The organism is Streptomyces musisoli (assembly GCF_016741855.1).
GTDB classification, from domain to species: Bacteria; Actinomycetota; Actinomycetes; order Streptomycetales; family Streptomycetaceae; genus Streptomyces; species Streptomyces musisoli.
Map to the genome: position 1 here is coordinate 463,589 of NZ_JAERRH010000001.1, position 14,712 is coordinate 478,300.

The window sequence follows — 14,712 nt, forward strand, 5'->3', positions numbered from 1 at the left end:
GACGGCGAGGGGTCCGGCTGACGACGGAACGCATGGGCGATGACGGGCGCCCGGGTCACCACGGGCGTGCGGGTCAGCGCGGGCGTGCGGGCCACCCCGGGCACCCGGGTCACCATAGGCGCCCGGGCGCCGTGGGCGTGCGGGTGGCCGTGGGGCGGTGGGGTGGCCGTGGGGCGGTGGGGTGGTGTGTACGAGGGGGCGTTGGCCGGGTGCCGTGCCCGGGCCGGAGGTTTTCCGTCCCCCTCGCAGGTGACTCGGTATGCGCTGACCGGATCGTCCGCTTCGCACTGCACCGGGGAGGTCTCTCCATGAGCACCAAGGTCTCGGACCACATCCTTGAGCGCCTGCGCGCTTGGGGCGTGGAACAGGTTTTCGGCTATCCGGGCGACGGCATCAACGGGCTGCTCGCCGCCTGGGGCCGCGCCGAGGACCAGCCGCGGTTCATCCAGTCCCGGCACGAGGAGATGTCCGCGTTCGAGGCGGTCGGATACGCGAAGTTCAGCGGCCGTATCGGGGTGTGCGCGGCGACGTCCGGACCCGGCGCCATCCATCTGCTGAACGGCCTGTACGACGCCAAGCTGGACCATGTGCCGGTGCTGGCGATCGTCGGCCAGACCAACCGGACCGCGATGGGCGGCTCCTACCAGCAGGAGGTGGACCTGCACACGCTGTACAAGGACGTCGCCTCGGAGTTCGTGGAGACGGTGACGGTCCCCGAGCAGCTGCCGAACGTCCTGGACCGGGCGATCCGGACGGCGTACGCCCGGCGCTGCCCGACCGCGCTGATCATCCCGGGTGACGTGCAGGAGCTGGACTACTCGCCGCCGACGCACGAGTTCAAGATGGTGCCGTCCAGCCTGGGGATGAGCGACTACACCGCGACACCGACGGACGAGGCGCTGCGCCGGGCCGCGGACGTGCTGAACGCGGGCGACAAGGTGGCCATCCTGGTCGGGCAGGGCGCCGCGGGCGCGGTCGTGGAGGTACGGGAGATCGCCGAGCTGCTCGGCGCGGGAGTGGCGAAGGCGCTGCTCGGCAAGGACGTGCTGAGCGACGATCTGCCCTATGTGACCGGGCCGATCGGGCTGCTGGGCAGCCGCCCGTCGTACGAGCTGATGCGGGACTGCGACACCCTGCTGACGATCGGTTCGTCGTTCCCCTACACGCAGTTCATGCCGGACTTCGGCAAGGCGCGCGGGGTGCAGATCGACATCGACGCGCACATGATCGGCATGCGGTACCCGTACGAGGTCAACCTGGTCGGTGACGCGCAGGCGACGCTGCGCCGGCTGATCCCGCTGCTGGACGGTGACCGGGGCGGCCGCGAGTGGTACGACACGGTGTGCGCCAACGTGCGGCGCTGGCACGAGACGATGGAGCGGCGGGCCGGTCTGAAGGCCGAGCCGATCAACCCCGAGTACGTGGCCCGGGCGCTGGACCCGCTGCTGCCGGACGACGCGATCCTGACCTCGGACTCCGGTTCGGTCGCCAACTGGTACGCGCGGCACATCAGGATGCGGCCGGGCATGCGCGGTTCGCTGTCCGGGACGCTGGCGACGATGGGCCCCGGTGTGCCGTACGCGATCGGTGCGAAGTTCGCGCACCCGGACCGGCCGGTGTTCGCGCTCGTCGGGGACGGGGCGATGCAGATGAACGGCCTGGCGGAGATGATCACGGCGGCGAAGTACCGCGACCGCTGGTCGGATCCGCGGCTGGTGGTGGCCGTGTGGAACAACCAGGACCTGAACCAGGTGACATGGGAGATGCGGGCGATGGAGGGCGCTCCGTCGTTCCTGCCGTCGCAGTCGATCCCGGACGTGCAGTACGCGGCGTTCGCCCGCTCGCTCGGGCTGACCGGCATCCGGGTGGAGAAGCCGGAGGACGTGGAGGCGGGCTGGCGGGCCGCCCTGGAGGCGGACGGGCCTGCGGTCGTCGAGTTCCTCACCGACCCGGCCGTACCGCCGATCCCGCCGCACGCCTCCTGGGAGCAGATGGAGGCGACGGCCGCGTCGATCCTCAAGGGCGACGCCGACCGCGGCTCGATGATCAAACAGGGGCTGAAGGCGAAGGTGCAGGAGTTCCTGCCGGGCCGGCAGAAGCAGTAGCCGTGCGCGGACCCGGTGTCGGGCTGGCGGCACCGGGTACGCGGTGCGGATCTTCGACCCTCTGGAGGGAGACATGCAGCGAGGCAGTGACCGGCTGAGCGTCCATCGGGACGACGAGATGAAGCACGAACTGAAGGGCCTGCTGCGGTCCGGGCATCCGACACGTACCGAGGAATGGCACGACCCGGAGCCGGCCGCGGACGACGACCCGGAGGTCTGGGGCGGACCGGTCGGTGGCCTGGGATCACCGGCGATGCTGGAACGGACCCGCACGGAGCTGGCCCGGCACCTGAGCCGCCACGCCTTCCCCGCCAAGCCGGGCGAACTGGCCCGGGCGCTGCGCCGGAGCAACGCGCCCGGCGGGCTGATCGACGCGGTGGCCGGGCTCCGGCACGGGAACCGGTACGAGAACGTGCAGCAGCTGGCGGAGGAACTGGCGGGCTGAGCCGCTCGCGGCGCCGGCGGACGGCGCGGACGAGGCAGCGGCACGCCCGGACGCGCGGAGCGGCGCCGAGCGAAGTGAAAGGAAGCTGAGAATCATGCGTATCGCGTTTCTGGTGGCACCCGAGGGAGTCGAGCAGGTCGAGCTGACCGAGCCCTGGAAGGCGGCCTCGGACGCCGGGCACGAACCGGTCCTGGTGTCGACCGAGTCCGGGAAGATCCAGGCGTTCAACCACCTGGACAAGGCGGACACCTTCCCCGTGGACGAGGTGGTCGGTGAGGCGTCGGCCGGATCGTTCGGCGGCCTGGTGCTGCCGGGCGGGGTCGCCAACCCGGACTTCCTGCGCATGGACGAGAAGGCCGTCGGGTTCGTGAAGGACTTCTTCGAGCAGGGCCGACCTGTCGCCGCGATCTGCCATGCGCCGTGGACGCTGGTGGAGGCGGACGTCGTACGCGGCCGGGTGCTCACCTCCTGGCCGAGCCTCCGGACGGACATCCGCAACGCCGGCGGCACCTGGGTGGACGAGCAGGTGAAGATCTGCGACCACGGCTCCAACCAGCTGGTGACCAGCCGAAAGCCGGACGATCTCGAGGCGTTCTGCGACGCGTTCCTGCACGTGTTCGCCGGGGAGACCGGCTGACCGGGCCCCCGGGGCTTGACCGGTCGGGCCCCGGGGCGTAGCCGACCAGACCCCGGGGCGTGACCCATCGGGCGCCGGGGCGTAGCCGACCGGACCCCCGGGATGCGTAGAGGGCCGGCCCTTCCCGGGCCGGCCCTTCCGCGTGCCCTGCCGGCCTTCCGCGCTATGCCGGCCCTCGTGCCCTGTCGGCCGAGTTCCGGACGCGCCTCGTGACCTGCCGGGCCGCTGACGCGTCTCGTGACCTCGCGGCCGGGCTCCCGGACGGGCCTCGTGACCTTCCGACCGGCCTCGTGACCTTGCGGCCGGGTTGCGGGCCGGGGCTTGTGGGCCGGCCGCCGGGATGCGGACGGGGCGCGTGCGCTGCCCGACAGCCTGGCGGACGTCTCTCGCGCGCTGCCGGTCAGGTCGCGGGCGTGCGCGGGGTCGCCGCCTCGCCGCAGCGGCGCTCGCGGGCGCCCTCGCGGGTGCGGGCCGCGCTCACCAGGCGGCGGGGGTTGCGGCGCAGATACTCGCCCTCCAGCTGCGCCATCCGCTCGTTGTGGGCCCGCAGTGCGTCGTTCGAGCCGTACAGGAGTGTGTCGTGGCGCGTGCGGTGGATCGTCTCCAGCTCCTTCATGAGCTGCTGGTCGTCCAGCCGGCTGGGGTCGACTCCGGTCATGGTGGTGCCCCGCTCATCGTGTTCGTTCATGGGCTACGGGTACCCGCCCGGCATGCACAGCCCCCGAGGAACCGGGAGGAATCCATGGATCTCGCGTTCCTCAGTCCACTGTACGAACATCCGGGGTACCGGGCCTCCGCATACGTCGGCCGGTCGCGGCACGACGAGGACGTGGCCCGCCGGCGTCGTCCGACCGCGTAGGCGGTCTCCCGGCCGCTGCCGGAGCGGGACGCCGAAGAGGCCGCCCGGCGGATCCCGGCCGGTGCCGGGCCGGACCGCCCGGAGACCCGACGAGGAGCGGCGGGCGCTGCCGCGCCCGTTCTACCGCGCCTACCGCGCCCGTTCGACCCGGCGTTCGTCCCAGACCGGCTCCGGGGTCTCGCGGACCCGGCCGTCGCTGCCGAAGACCAGGAAGCGGTCGAAGGAGCGGGCGAACCAGCGGTCGTGGGTGACCGCCAGGACCGTCCCCTCGAACGCCTCCAGCCCCTCCTGAAGGGCCTCGGCGGACTCCAGGTCGAGGTTGTCGGTGGGCTCGTCCAGGAGCAGCGCGGTGGCGCCGGCCAGTTCCAGCAGCAGGATCTGGAACCGGGCCTGCTGCCCGCCGGAGAGCCGGTCGAAGGTCTGTTCGGCCTGCTGGGTGAGTTCGTAGCGGCGGAGCCGGGACATGGCGGCGCCCCGGTCCTGGGCGTGCTCCTTCCACAGGATGTCGAGGAGGGTGCGGCCCTTCAGCTCGGGGTGGGCGTGGGTCTGCGCGAAGTGGCCGGGCACGACCCGGGCGCCCAGCTTCCACTCCCCCGTGTGCGTGACGTCCTCACCGGCGAGCAGCCGGAGGAAGTGGGATTTGCCCGAGCCGTTGGAGCCGAGGACGGCGACCCGTTCGCCGTAGAAGACCTCCAGGTCGAACGGTTGCATCAGACCGGTCAGCTCGAGTCCCGCGCAGGTGACGGCCCGTACGCCGGTGCGGCCGCCCTTCAGGCGCATGGTGATGTCCTGCTCGCGGGGCGGCTCGGGCGGCGGACCGGCCTCCTCGAACTTGCGCAGGCGGGTCTGCGCGGCCTGGTACCGGGAGGACATCTCGTGGCTGACGGCGGCGGCCTGACGGAGGTTCAGGACCAGCTTCTTCAGCTGGGCGTGCTTCTCGTCCCAGCGGCGGCGCAGCTCCTCGAAGCGGGCGAAGCGTTCCCGGCGGGCCTCGTGGTAGGTGGCGAAGCCGCTGCCGTGCACCCAGGCGTCCGCGCCGGCCGGGCCCGGCTCGACCGAGACGATCTTCTCCGCGGCGCGGGCGAGGAGTTCACGGTCGTGGGAGACGAACAGGACGGTCTTCCGGGTCTCCCGGAGCTGCTCCTCCAGCCACCGCTTGCCGGGCACGTCGAGGTAGTTGTCCGGCTCGTCCAGCAGCAGCACCTCGTCGGTGCCGCGCAGCAGCGCCTCCAGTACGAGCCGCTTCTGCTCGCCGCCGGAGAGGGTGCGTACCTGACGCCACTGGGCGCGCTCGTAGGGCACGCCCAGCGCGGCCGTGGTGCACATGTCCCACAGGGTCTCGGCCTCGTAGCCGCGGACCTCGGCCCAGTCGGCGAGGGCCTGCGCGTACCGCAGCTGGGCCGCCTCGTCGTCGACGGTCATGATGGCGTGCTCGGCCTCGTCGACCGCCTTCGCCGCCTGGCGGATGCCGGGCGGGGCGACGGAGACGAGCAGGTCCCGGACGGTCGTCTCGTCCCGTACGGACCCGACGAACTGGCGCATCACGCCGAGTCCGCCGGCGACGGTGACGGAGCCGCCGTGCGGCTTCAGCTCGCCGGAGATCAGCCGGAGCAGGGTGGTCTTGCCGGCGCCGTTCGGGCCGACCAGGGCGACGGCGGCGCCTTCGCCGACCCGGAAGGAGACATCGCCGAGCAGCGCTCTCCCGTCGGGGAGGTAGTACTCGAGGTGCGCGGCTTCCAGATGTCCCATGGGCAGGCATTCTCCGGGTCCCCCGGGGCCCGGGGCAAACTCATATCCGGCGGCGCGGCCGGACGCGGACGCCACCGGGCGACACCGGCGGCACGGCCGGACCCGGACGCCACCCGGACGACACCGGCAGCGCGGCCGGACGCGGACGCCACCCTGGGCAACACCGGCAGCGCGGCCGGACGCGGACGCCACCCCGGGGCCGCCCGCACGGCCCCTCGTTCCGGTTCTCCGCCCGCACGGCCCCGGGCCGGGGGTGCGACGTCGCGGCCCCGCGTGGGCTAGCCGGTCGCTCCCAGTGCCTCTCCCGCCGGGCCGCCCTCGCCCGCCGGTGCCACCACGGCGCCCTCCCAGGACAGGGCCCGCCAGCCGTCGGAGGGGGAGCCGTCCAGGATCACCACGCCGGTGTTGGCCAGCGGGCGGACCGCGGCGAAGGCTACGTCGACGTTGCCGGCGCGGGCGGCGGTCCACACCCGGATCGCGGCGCCGTGGCTGACCATGGCCACGGCCCGGGCGCCGCTCGCGGCGGCCTCGGCGATCACCGCGTCGTACCGGGTGAGGGCCTCCGCGCCGCTCTCCCCGCCGGGCATGCGCAGCGCGGTGTCCCCGGCCGCCCACGCGAACGCCGTGCGCAGGTACCGCTCGCCCTCGGGGGTGTGTCCGGGCACCATCTCCAGCCGGCCGGCGGACAGCTCGCGGATGCCGTCGCGGACGACGACGTCCAGGCCGCGGGCGGCGGCCAGCGGGGCGGCCGTCTGCTGGGTACGGATCAGTGTGGAGGCGTAGAGGGCCTCGATGTCCTCGCCCGCGAGCGCCTCGGGCAGGGCCGCGGCCTGGGCCTCGCCGAGCGGGGTCAGTCCCGGGCCGGGCGCGGCGGTGTCCAGCAGGCCGTCCACGTTGGACGGGGTCTGGCCGTGGCGCACTAGGATGAGGCGCATCCGGGGGGTTCTCCTCCCGTGCCGGGGGGAGGCCGGCGTGCGGGGACACAAGTAGCGGGCACTTCAGGGTAACCGCACCCCATGAGCCCAGACCTGGACCTGACCCCCCTCCAGACCGGCCGCACCGCCCTGCGCCGGCTGCTCGACCTCGACTCCCGCGTCTTCGAGGCGGCCGCCGCCTGGCACTGGCCCGGAGCCGAGCGGGTGCTGCCCCGCCTGAGCCGCAGCGCGAACCACGGGGTGCTGTGGTTCGGCACCGCCGCCGCGATGGCCGCGATCCGCACCCCGCGGGCCCGCCGGGCCGCCGTACGGGGGGTGGCCTCCCTCGCTCTGGCCTCGCTGACGATCAACACCGTAGGCAAGCGCTCCGTGCGCCGGGCGCGGCCGGTGCTGGACCCGGTACCGCTGGTGCGGCAGCTGAAGCGGCAGCCGATCACCACCTCGTTCCCGTCCGGGCACGCCGCGTCGGCGGCCGCGTTCGCGACCGGGGTCGCGCTGGAGTCCCCGGCCTGGGGCGCCGTGGTGGCGCCGGTGGCGCTCTCGGTGGCGGCCTCCCGGGTGTACACCGGGGTGCATTTCCCGAGCGACGTGCTGGCGGGGGCGGCGCTCGGGGCGGGCGCCGCCTTCCTGGTACGGCGTCTGGTGCCCACCCGCGCGCAGCTGCGGGGGCCGATGCGACCGCACGCCGAGGTGCCGGCGCTGCCCGAGGGCGAGGGCCTGGTGATGGTCGCGAATCAGGGCTCGGGCACCGCGGACCGGGTACGGGCACTGAAGGCCGCGCTGCCGGAGGCGGAGATCGTCGAGTGCGCGCCGGAGGACGTCGCGGACGCGCTGGCGAAGGCGGCGTCCCGGGCGCGGGTGCTCGGGGTGTGCGGCGGCGACGGCACCGTGAACGCGGCCGCCGAGGTCGCCCTGCGGCACGGTGTGCCGCTGGCGGTGCTGCCCGGCGGCACCCTCAACCACTTCGCCTACGACCTGGGCGTGGAGGACGAACGCGATCTGGCCCGGGCGGTCCGGCACGGCGAGGCGGTCCGGGTGGACGCGGGCCGTTTCGTCACCGCGGACGGGCCGGGGCTGTTCCTCAACACGCTGAGCCTCGGCGTCTATCCGGAGCTGGTGCGCGAGCGGGACCGCTGGTCGCACCGGATCGGCGGCTGGCCGGCCGGGATACTCGGCGCGCTGCGCGTGCTGCGGGCCGACCGGCATCCGCTGGAGGTGCAACTGGGCGGTGAGCGGCGGCCGTTGTGGCTGCTGTTCGTCGGCAGCGGCATCTACCACCGGATGGGACTGTCGCCCGGCCGGCGTACCGACCTGGCCGACGGGCTGCTGGACGTACGGGTGGTGCACGGCAGCCGCCGGCCGGCGCTCAGGCTGCTGGCAGCGGCGGCGGCGGGCCCGTTGACCCGCTCTCCCGCGCACGCGGCGGTCCAGGTGAACCGGCTGCGGCTGACGGGCATCGCGCCCGGCACCCCGCTGGCGTACGACGGCGAGGTCACGTCGGTGTCGGGCGAGATGACGCTGGAGAAGCTGCCGGAGGCCCTGACGGTCTACCGCCCGCAGAAGACCAGCGCCTGACACACCATCCCCCGGCGTGCCGTCGGCCCGCATGGACCGACGGCACGCACCGAGCGCAGACCATCCCTGACATGCCGTCAGTCCACATGGCAAAACGCCTGTCTCATCATGCGGAGCACGCGCGTACCGTGACGTGTACCGCCGGGGTGTCGCCGGACACCGGGCCGGTACGACGAGAAGGGGCAGAGCCATGCCGAAAGCGCGGGAGACGGCCGTCTACACGCACGGGCACCACGAGTCGGTGCTGCGTTCGCACACCTGGCGCACCGCCGCCAACTCCGCGGCGTACCTGCTCGGTTCCCTGAAGCCCCACATGCGGATCCTGGACATCGGCTGCGGTCCGGGCACCATCACGGCCGACCTCGCGGAACTGGTCCCGGACGGCCGGGTCACCGGCGTCGACCGGGCGCCGGGCGTCCTGGAGCAGGCCCGGGCCACCGCGGCCGGCCGCGGCCTGGGCAACGTCGACTTCGCGGTCGCCGACGTGCACGCCCTGGACTACCCGGACGACACCTTCTGTGTGGTCCACGCCCACCAGGTGCTCCAGCACGTGGGCGACCCGGTGCGGGCGCTGCGCGAGATGCACCGGGTGACGAAGCCGGGCGGGTTCATCGCCGTACGCGACGCGGACTACGCGGCGATGACCTGGTACCCGGCGGTGCCGGGGCTGGACGACTGGCTGGACCTGTACGAGCGGGTGGCCCGGGCCAATGGCGGTGAGCCCGACGCCGGGCGCCGGCTGAAGGCGTGGGCGCTGGACGCGGGACTGACCGATGTCACGGCCACCTCCGGCACCTGGACGTTCGCCACCGCCGAGGAGCGGGCCTGGTGGAGCGGCCTGTGGGCGGACCGCACCCTGGCCTCCGCCTACGCGGAGCGGGCCACGGAGGGCGGGCACGCGACGCCGGAACAGCTGGCGGCCGTGTCCCGGGCGTGGCGGGAGTGGGGCCGGCGGCAGGACGGCTGGTTCGCGGTTCTGCACGGGGAGATCCTGTGCCGTAAGGAGTCCTGAACCGCGGACCCGTCACTCGCGGGGAAGCAGCGGTCCGAGCGGGCCGAGGTCCAGGTTCAGGTCCTCGGGCCGCAGCCCGTAGCGGTCGCGCAGCTCGGCCATGCGGTCCTCCAGGAGCATCAGGGTGAGCCCGATCCGCTCCTCCTGCTCCTCGGTCAGCTCGCCGGTGTCGAAGCGGCGCACGGCCTGCCGTTCCATGAGCTGGCGCAGCAGCTCCACCACGGTCAGCACCAGCTTCACCAGGTCGCGCTCGACCGTGTCCGGTTCCAGGTCGAGCCGCTTGCGCGGGGTCACACGACCTCCTCGAAGGGTGAGGGGACCGCTTCGTTCACCGAGCTGATCAACGCGTTCAGGTCGATGCGTACCAGGTCGACGTCCGCGATCCGCAGGGTGATGTCGCCGGTGATGACGACTCCGCCGGCCAGCAGCCGGTCGAGCAGATCGACGAGCGCGATCTCGCGCCGTTCGACGACGGTCACGATTTCGCCTCCCCCGTGAACGAGTAGGCGGCCCACGGACCGGTGAGTTCCACCCGGATCCCGGCCGCCTCGTCCTTCGTGCGGTCCACCAGTTCCACGAACTCCTCGGAATGCTTGCGGGACACCAGGTAGGCGGCGTTGAGCACGTTCTGCCCCCGCGTTCCGGAGAGCGCGGGATTCTGCGCGGGGTGCAGCCGGAATTCCTCGGCGCGCTCGGCGAGGCGCTCGTGCAGGCCGTGGGCGAACCGTTCGGCCCGCTGCCACTTCTCCTCCTGCGCGTGGCTGCTCTCCCGTCGGCGGCGCAGGTAGTCGCGCCCGCTCGCGGGCCTCGCAGGGGCAGGGGCCTGCGCGGTGTCGGCGGACTCGGCGGGCCCGGCCTCCAGGTACACCTTCACGCCCCACTCCACCCGGTCGTGCAGCCGGTCGAGGAGGGACCGGAAGTGGTCCTCGCGCGCCTCGATCATCGTGCGGACGGCGCTGTCGTCACGGAAGACGGTCGCGAGCCGCAGCGGCAGGGGGGTGGTGACCGTGGTGAGCGCGTCGACCACGCCCTCGTGGGCGCGGGCGGCCGCGGACAGCCAGTCGAGGTCCTCCAGATGCGCCTTCAGCGCCTCCTCGGAGAAGTCGGCCTCCGGGACCGTACTGACCACCGCCACCAGCCCGTGGTGGTGCAGCAGCGCCGGCGGGGCGCCCCCGATGCCCGTCAGCTCGGCCTGCAGGGGCGTCCCGAAGGGGCGGCACACGGCGTACACGTACCGCAGTCCGGTCATGGTGCCTCCTTCGGAGCGCGAGTGCGGCGGCCCGGTTCCAGTTCCAGCTCCTCCAGCCGGGCCAGCCGTTCGCGCAGCTCGGCGTTCTCCCGCGTCAGCTCGTCCCGGCGGGCCCGGGAGGAGAGGGCCGGATCGCTCTCCCACCAGTCGATGCCCATCTCCTTGGCCTTGTCGACCGAGGCGACGATGAGCCGCAGTTTGACGGTGAGCAGTTCGATGTCCAGCAGGTTGATCCGGATGTCACCCGCGATGACGACACCCTTGTCGAGGACGCGTTCGAGGATGTCGGCGAGGTTCGCCCCCGAGCCCTGTCCGTAGGGCTCGGGGAAGCGGCCGGGCGTCGTCATCGACGGCCCCCGCGCCCCGCGTACTCGGGTTCCTCTTCCTCCTCGTAGGCGCCCTCCTCGTCCTCCTCGGGCTCCCCGGACTCCTCCTCTTCGCCCTCGGCCTCGTCCTCGTACTCGCCCTCTTCCTCCTCCTCGGGCTCCTCTTCCTCTTCTTCGCCCTCGTAGGCCTCGTCCTCGTACGGTTCCTCTTCGTCCTCCTCCTGCTCTTCCTCTTCCTCCGGTGCCCCGGCCTCGCCCTCCTGCTCTTCCTCTTCCTCCGGCGCCCCGGCCTCGCCCTCCTGCTCCTCCTCGGCCACCGCGTCCTCGTGGCTGCGGACCACCTCGCCGTCGCGGATCTCGCCGCGCCAGCTGTCCTCCGCCTCTCCCTTGAGGGTGATGAAGCGGGCGAAGTGCTTCAGGTCCAGCCTGGCCCGGCGGCCCTGGGCGCGCCAGATGTTGCCGGTCTTCTCGAAGAGGCCGGTCGGGTAGTACTCGATGACCAGCAGCACCCGGGTGAGGTTCTCCTCCAGCCGGTGGAAGGAGACCACGCCCTTGGTGGTGCCCTTGGCGCCCTCCGACGTCCACTGGATGCGGTAGTCGGGTATCTGCTCGGTCGTCTTCGCCTTCCAGCTGCGGGTGGACCAGAAGATCTTCGCCTGCCAGTCGGAGTGGGTGTCGTCGGCGCGGTTCGCGCTCTTGACGCCCTTGGCGAAGCTGCTGAAGCTCTGGTACTGGGTCCACTGGTCGTAGGCGGTGCGCAGCGGTACGCCGACGTCGATGGACTCCATGATCACGGTCGGCTTCCTGCCCGCGCCGCCCTTCTTGCCCTTGCTGCCCCCGAGGCTTCTGACGGCGCTCATCACCTTGTCCTTGACTCCGGTGCCGCCCAGCTCCAGCGCGGAGCGCAACGGGCCCTTGCCCTCGGCGAGCTTGCGGCCGCCCTCCAGCGCCAGCTTGGCGAAGCCCGGGCTCTTGCCCTCGGCGATGTCGTTCAGCTTGCCGGTGGTCTCGCCGAGCTTGCGGCCGAGGCCGGTGAGCATCTTCGTGGCCTGCGCGGCCAGGTAGTCCTGTGCCTCCGCCTTCAGCCGGTCGGCGGCCTCGCTGTGGGCGAGATCGGTCAGTGGGTTGTTCTTGGCCGCGCCCGTGGCCTTGCCCGCCGCCGAGCCGACGGATCCGAGGGTCTCGCTCATCGGTCATCGCCGCCCTTCGACCGGCCTCCGGTGGCACGCCGGGCGGCGTTGCCGGCCGAGGCCGTCTTCTTCGCGGCCGCCTTGCGGGCCGCGGTGCTCTTCTTGGCCGCCGTCTTCTTCGCGGGAGCCGTCTTCTTGGCCGCGGCCTTCCTGGCGGGGGACTTGTTCCCCGGCGCCTTCTTGGCCGGCCCCTTGCCGCGCGGCTCGCCCTCCCGGGCCTCGCGGCGGTCGCGGTCCTCCCCCTGGTCCTCTTCCCGGTCCTCGTCCCGGTCCTCCTCCCGGTCCTCGTCGCGGTCGGCGTCCGCCTGGCCGGCGGACTCCTCGTAGGCGTCCTCGTCGCCCTGCTCCTCGTCGTCGGAGCCGGACGGCAGCACGCCGGAGAGCTGGTCGCGCACCTGCGTCGTGCGGCCGTGCAGCCGGTCGGCGAGCGCGTTCATCTGCCGCTCGGCCATCGCACCGGTGGCGGCCTTGCCGACACCTCGCAGATCCTGCCGCAGCTGGTCCCCGATCTCCTTGAACTGGGGATTGTTCTTGAGCTGCTGGTTCACCACGTCCGCGAGCATCTTCGGACTGAGGTTCATCTTCTTGCCGGCCACCAGGGAGCCGACCGCGAGCGCCATTTTCAGCTTCTTGGTGCGCCCGAGCAGATATCCGGCCCCTACGGCGAGGCCCATCGCAGTTCGGTTCATCATCCCGTCCCGTTGCCTGTGGTGTTGCCGGAGCGCAGGGCGGTCTCCAGCCGGTCGAGCAGTTCGTCCTCGCGCCGGTCGAACTCCTCCTCGGTGATCTCGCCCGCCTCCAGCTGTTCTTCGAGGCGGGCGAGTTCGGCCCGTACGGTGGCGGGGTCGTAGTAGATCCGTTCCGCCTCGCGGAGCACCTGCCTGATGGCCCACGCGCTGCCCCGCACGGGTGCGAACGGCAGCAAGAGCACTTCGCCGATCAGTCCCACGGTGGTCTCCTTCCGCTCGGGCCCGGAGCGCTACTGCGCGCCGGCGTCCGCGCCGGCCGCCCGGCCCGCGGGCTGCGCCGGGCCGGGCTCGACGAAGCTGTACGGCGGCAGCGGGCCGTTGACCCGCAGATCGAGGTGGGGGCGGTCCTTGCGGACCTGCTCGACGGTGGCCAGGAAGTCCTCGGCGGAGTCCCGCGGGACCAGGAACGACACGTTCAGCAGCCAGCCGGTGGACTCGGGGCCCACGCTGACCGCAGCGGCACCCGGGGCCAGCAGGCTCTCGACCTGGCCGGCGTCTTCGGCCTCCTTGGCCTTGACGGCGGCGGCGACCATCTCGCCGAGGCGGATCTTGTCGTCGTAGCCGCCTCCGCCGGAACGGCGGTTGGCCTCGGCGAGGGTGCGCACGTCGGCGTTCTCGGCCATCACCAGGTGCAGGACCGCCTCTTCGACGTGCGTGGCCTTGACGTTGTACTCGACCTTGCCGTCCAGCTCCCGCAGCCGTTCCGCGTAGTGTTCCGCCCGCTCGTCGAGCACCTGCGTGACGGCGTCGTCGTCGGGGGCCACGCTGCCGAAGCGCATCGGCAGCACACAGCCGGCGGCACCGGCCTCGGCGAGCACGTTCTGGTGCGCGAGCAGATCCCTGCGCTTGGGCCGCAGATCCTCCGGGGCGTCACTGACCACGGCGGCCAGCTCACCGGTCGTGAGCACGCGCACGGTGCGGGCCGGCTCGCCCACCCCGGTCATGCCCTCGGGCAGCGCTGGGTGCGACCGTGCGGTGATCCCGTAGACGTAGGTGCTCACTCCTGCTCCTCCTTACGGCGCGCGGGGGCCTTGCGGGCGCGCGGCCGGGACTCGGTCTCCCCTTCCTGGCGGGCCTGGTTGAAGGCGTCGGAGATGGTCTGCGCCGCGCCCGACAGAGCGCCCTTGGACTTGCCGCGGGCACCGGACTCGGTCATCTCGCCGACGATCTCGGGCAGACCGGGGCTCTTGCGCGGCCCGGCCTCCAGGTCGAGCCGGTTGCACGCCTCGGCGAAGCGCAGGTAGGTGTCGACGCTGGCCACGACGACACGGACGTCGATCTTCAGGATCTCGATGCCGACCAGGGAGACCCGGACGAACGCGTCGATCACGAGCCCGCGGTCCAGAACCAGTTCGAGTACGTCGTAGAGGCCGCTGCTGCCGCCTCCGCCTCCGGTCTGCTGTGCCGGAACTACAGTCATGCCGGCGATTCCTCCTCGTGCGTAGTGGGTGCACTTTCTGCGCGGACGGGGTCACGCACCGTGGCGGCTCAGCGGCCGCCCCGCGGATCGGCCCTCCCGCGCTCGTAACGGCGGACGCGGCGGTAACCGGTCAGCTGGCCCCGCGCGTCCAGCTCGACCTGGTAGCTCGCCATCAGGCTCATGGTGTCGGGCACCCTCGCCAGTTCGAGGACCTCCACCTCCAGCGCCCAGCCGTCCTGCGTCTGCTCGAACGAGGACACCGACTCCGGTGCCAGGCCGGTGAGTTCGGCGAGCTGGGCGCGCGCCTGGCGCAGCACCTCCATCAGGGCCGGACGGTCACCGTCCGCCGCGTGCCTGTCTGTGTTGCTTTCCGTCTCCTGGGGCTCCTGGGAATCTTGTGATTCCCGTGAACCCTGTGACTGTGGTGTGTTTTTTGCGTTCGACATGGCCACCTCTCCCCT

The 14,712-nt window shown here is 72.6% G+C and carries 18 protein-coding genes; 5 read left to right on the forward strand and 13 right to left on the reverse strand.

Features of this window, described 5'->3' with window-relative positions; genetic code table 11:
* Positions 1–308 precede the first annotated feature (308 nt).
* The 3 genes from JK361_RS01810 to JK361_RS01820 all read left to right on the forward strand — a co-directional run bounded on the left by JK361_RS01810 (position 309) and on the right by JK361_RS01820 (position 3,187).
* Positions 309–2,105: a thiamine pyrophosphate-requiring protein gene (locus tag JK361_RS01810; protein WP_201813807.1), complete on the forward strand. Its 1,797-nt coding sequence runs from the start codon at positions 309–311 to the stop codon at positions 2,103–2,105.
* A gap of 73 nt (positions 2,106–2,178) precedes the next feature.
* Entirely contained in the window at positions 2,179–2,550 is a 372-nt protein-coding gene (locus tag JK361_RS01815; protein WP_201813808.1) for a DUF2795 domain-containing protein, read from the forward strand.
* 94 nt (positions 2,551–2,644) lie between these two features.
* Entirely contained in the window at positions 2,645–3,187 is a 543-nt protein-coding gene (locus JK361_RS01820) for a type 1 glutamine amidotransferase domain-containing protein (RefSeq protein ID WP_201813809.1), read from the forward strand.
* Between the two features lie 400 nt (positions 3,188–3,587).
* Here JK361_RS01820 and JK361_RS01825 read toward each other — a convergent pair whose 3' ends face one another.
* From JK361_RS01825 to JK361_RS01835, 3 genes are all read right to left on the reverse strand, one after another.
* Entirely contained in the window at positions 3,588–3,875 is a 288-nt protein-coding gene (locus JK361_RS01825; protein ID WP_201813810.1) for a DUF6158 family protein, read from the reverse strand.
* Between the two features lie 300 nt (positions 3,876–4,175).
* Positions 4,176–5,795, reverse strand: coding sequence for an ABC-F family ATP-binding cassette domain-containing protein (locus JK361_RS01830; protein ID WP_201813811.1), 1,620 nt, complete (start codon positions 5,793–5,795; stop codon positions 4,176–4,178).
* 278 nt (positions 5,796–6,073) lie between these two features.
* Positions 6,074–6,730, reverse strand: coding sequence for a histidine phosphatase family protein (locus JK361_RS01835; RefSeq protein ID WP_201813812.1), 657 nt, complete (start codon positions 6,728–6,730; stop codon positions 6,074–6,076).
* An 81-nt stretch (positions 6,731–6,811) separates the two neighbouring features.
* Between JK361_RS01835 and JK361_RS01840 the strand changes: the two genes are divergently transcribed.
* Positions 6,812–8,305 carry a bifunctional phosphatase PAP2/diacylglycerol kinase family protein gene (locus JK361_RS01840; RefSeq protein ID WP_201813813.1) on the forward strand — a complete coding sequence of 498 codons (1,494 nt, stop codon included), beginning with the start codon at positions 6,812–6,814 and terminating at the stop codon, positions 8,303–8,305.
* A 190-nt stretch (positions 8,306–8,495) separates the two neighbouring features.
* The gene (locus JK361_RS01845; RefSeq protein ID WP_201813814.1) at positions 8,496–9,317 is read left to right on the forward strand and encodes a class I SAM-dependent methyltransferase; all 822 of its coding nucleotides are present in this window, start codon (positions 8,496–8,498) and stop codon (positions 9,315–9,317) included.
* A 12-nt stretch (positions 9,318–9,329) separates the two neighbouring features.
* Here JK361_RS01845 and JK361_RS01850 read toward each other — a convergent pair whose 3' ends face one another.
* The 10 genes from JK361_RS01850 to JK361_RS01895 all read right to left on the reverse strand — a co-directional run bounded on the left by JK361_RS01850 (position 9,330) and on the right by JK361_RS01895 (position 14,697).
* Positions 9,330–9,611: a gas vesicle protein K gene (locus JK361_RS01850; RefSeq protein WP_201813815.1), complete on the reverse strand. Its 282-nt coding sequence runs from the start codon at positions 9,609–9,611 to the stop codon at positions 9,330–9,332.
* Positions 9,608–9,796 (reverse strand): gas vesicle protein, encoded by a 189-nt coding sequence (locus JK361_RS01855; protein WP_184969452.1) that lies wholly within the window; start codon positions 9,794–9,796, stop codon positions 9,608–9,610. The genes JK361_RS01850 and JK361_RS01855 overlap by 4 nt, the downstream gene beginning before the upstream one ends.
* Positions 9,793–10,566 carry a GvpL/GvpF family gas vesicle protein gene (locus JK361_RS01860; RefSeq protein WP_201813816.1) on the reverse strand — a complete coding sequence of 258 codons (774 nt, stop codon included), beginning with the start codon at positions 10,564–10,566 and terminating at the stop codon, positions 9,793–9,795. Before JK361_RS01860 ends, JK361_RS01855 begins: the two co-directional genes overlap by 4 nt.
* Positions 10,563–10,913, reverse strand: coding sequence for a gas vesicle protein (locus tag JK361_RS01865; protein ID WP_201813817.1), 351 nt, complete (start codon positions 10,911–10,913; stop codon positions 10,563–10,565). The genes JK361_RS01860 and JK361_RS01865 overlap by 4 nt, the downstream gene beginning before the upstream one ends.
* Entirely contained in the window at positions 10,910–12,082 is a 1,173-nt protein-coding gene (locus tag JK361_RS01870; RefSeq protein ID WP_201813818.1) for an SRPBCC family protein, read from the reverse strand. Before JK361_RS01870 ends, JK361_RS01865 begins: the two co-directional genes overlap by 4 nt.
* Complete coding sequence (locus JK361_RS01875) at positions 12,079–12,771, reverse strand: DNA primase (protein WP_201814232.1); 693 nt, start codon at positions 12,769–12,771, stop codon at positions 12,079–12,081. Before JK361_RS01875 ends, JK361_RS01870 begins: the two co-directional genes overlap by 4 nt.
* A complete protein-coding gene (locus JK361_RS01880) occupies positions 12,771–13,031 on the reverse strand; it encodes a gas vesicle protein GvpG (RefSeq protein ID WP_201813819.1) in 261 nt (86 codons plus the stop codon). The genes JK361_RS01875 and JK361_RS01880 overlap by 1 nt, the downstream gene beginning before the upstream one ends.
* Before the next feature lie 30 nt (positions 13,032–13,061).
* On the reverse strand, positions 13,062–13,832 hold the full coding sequence (locus JK361_RS01885; protein WP_201813820.1) for a GvpL/GvpF family gas vesicle protein: 771 nt from the start codon (positions 13,830–13,832) through the stop codon (positions 13,062–13,064).
* The gene (locus tag JK361_RS01890) at positions 13,829–14,251 is read right to left on the reverse strand and encodes a gas vesicle structural protein GvpA (RefSeq protein WP_201813821.1); all 423 of its coding nucleotides are present in this window, start codon (positions 14,249–14,251) and stop codon (positions 13,829–13,831) included. Before JK361_RS01890 ends, JK361_RS01885 begins: the two co-directional genes overlap by 4 nt.
* A 68-nt stretch (positions 14,252–14,319) precedes the next feature.
* Entirely contained in the window at positions 14,320–14,697 is a 378-nt protein-coding gene (locus JK361_RS01895) for a gas vesicle protein GvpO (RefSeq protein WP_201813822.1), read from the reverse strand.
* Positions 14,698–14,712: the final 15 nt, after the last annotated feature.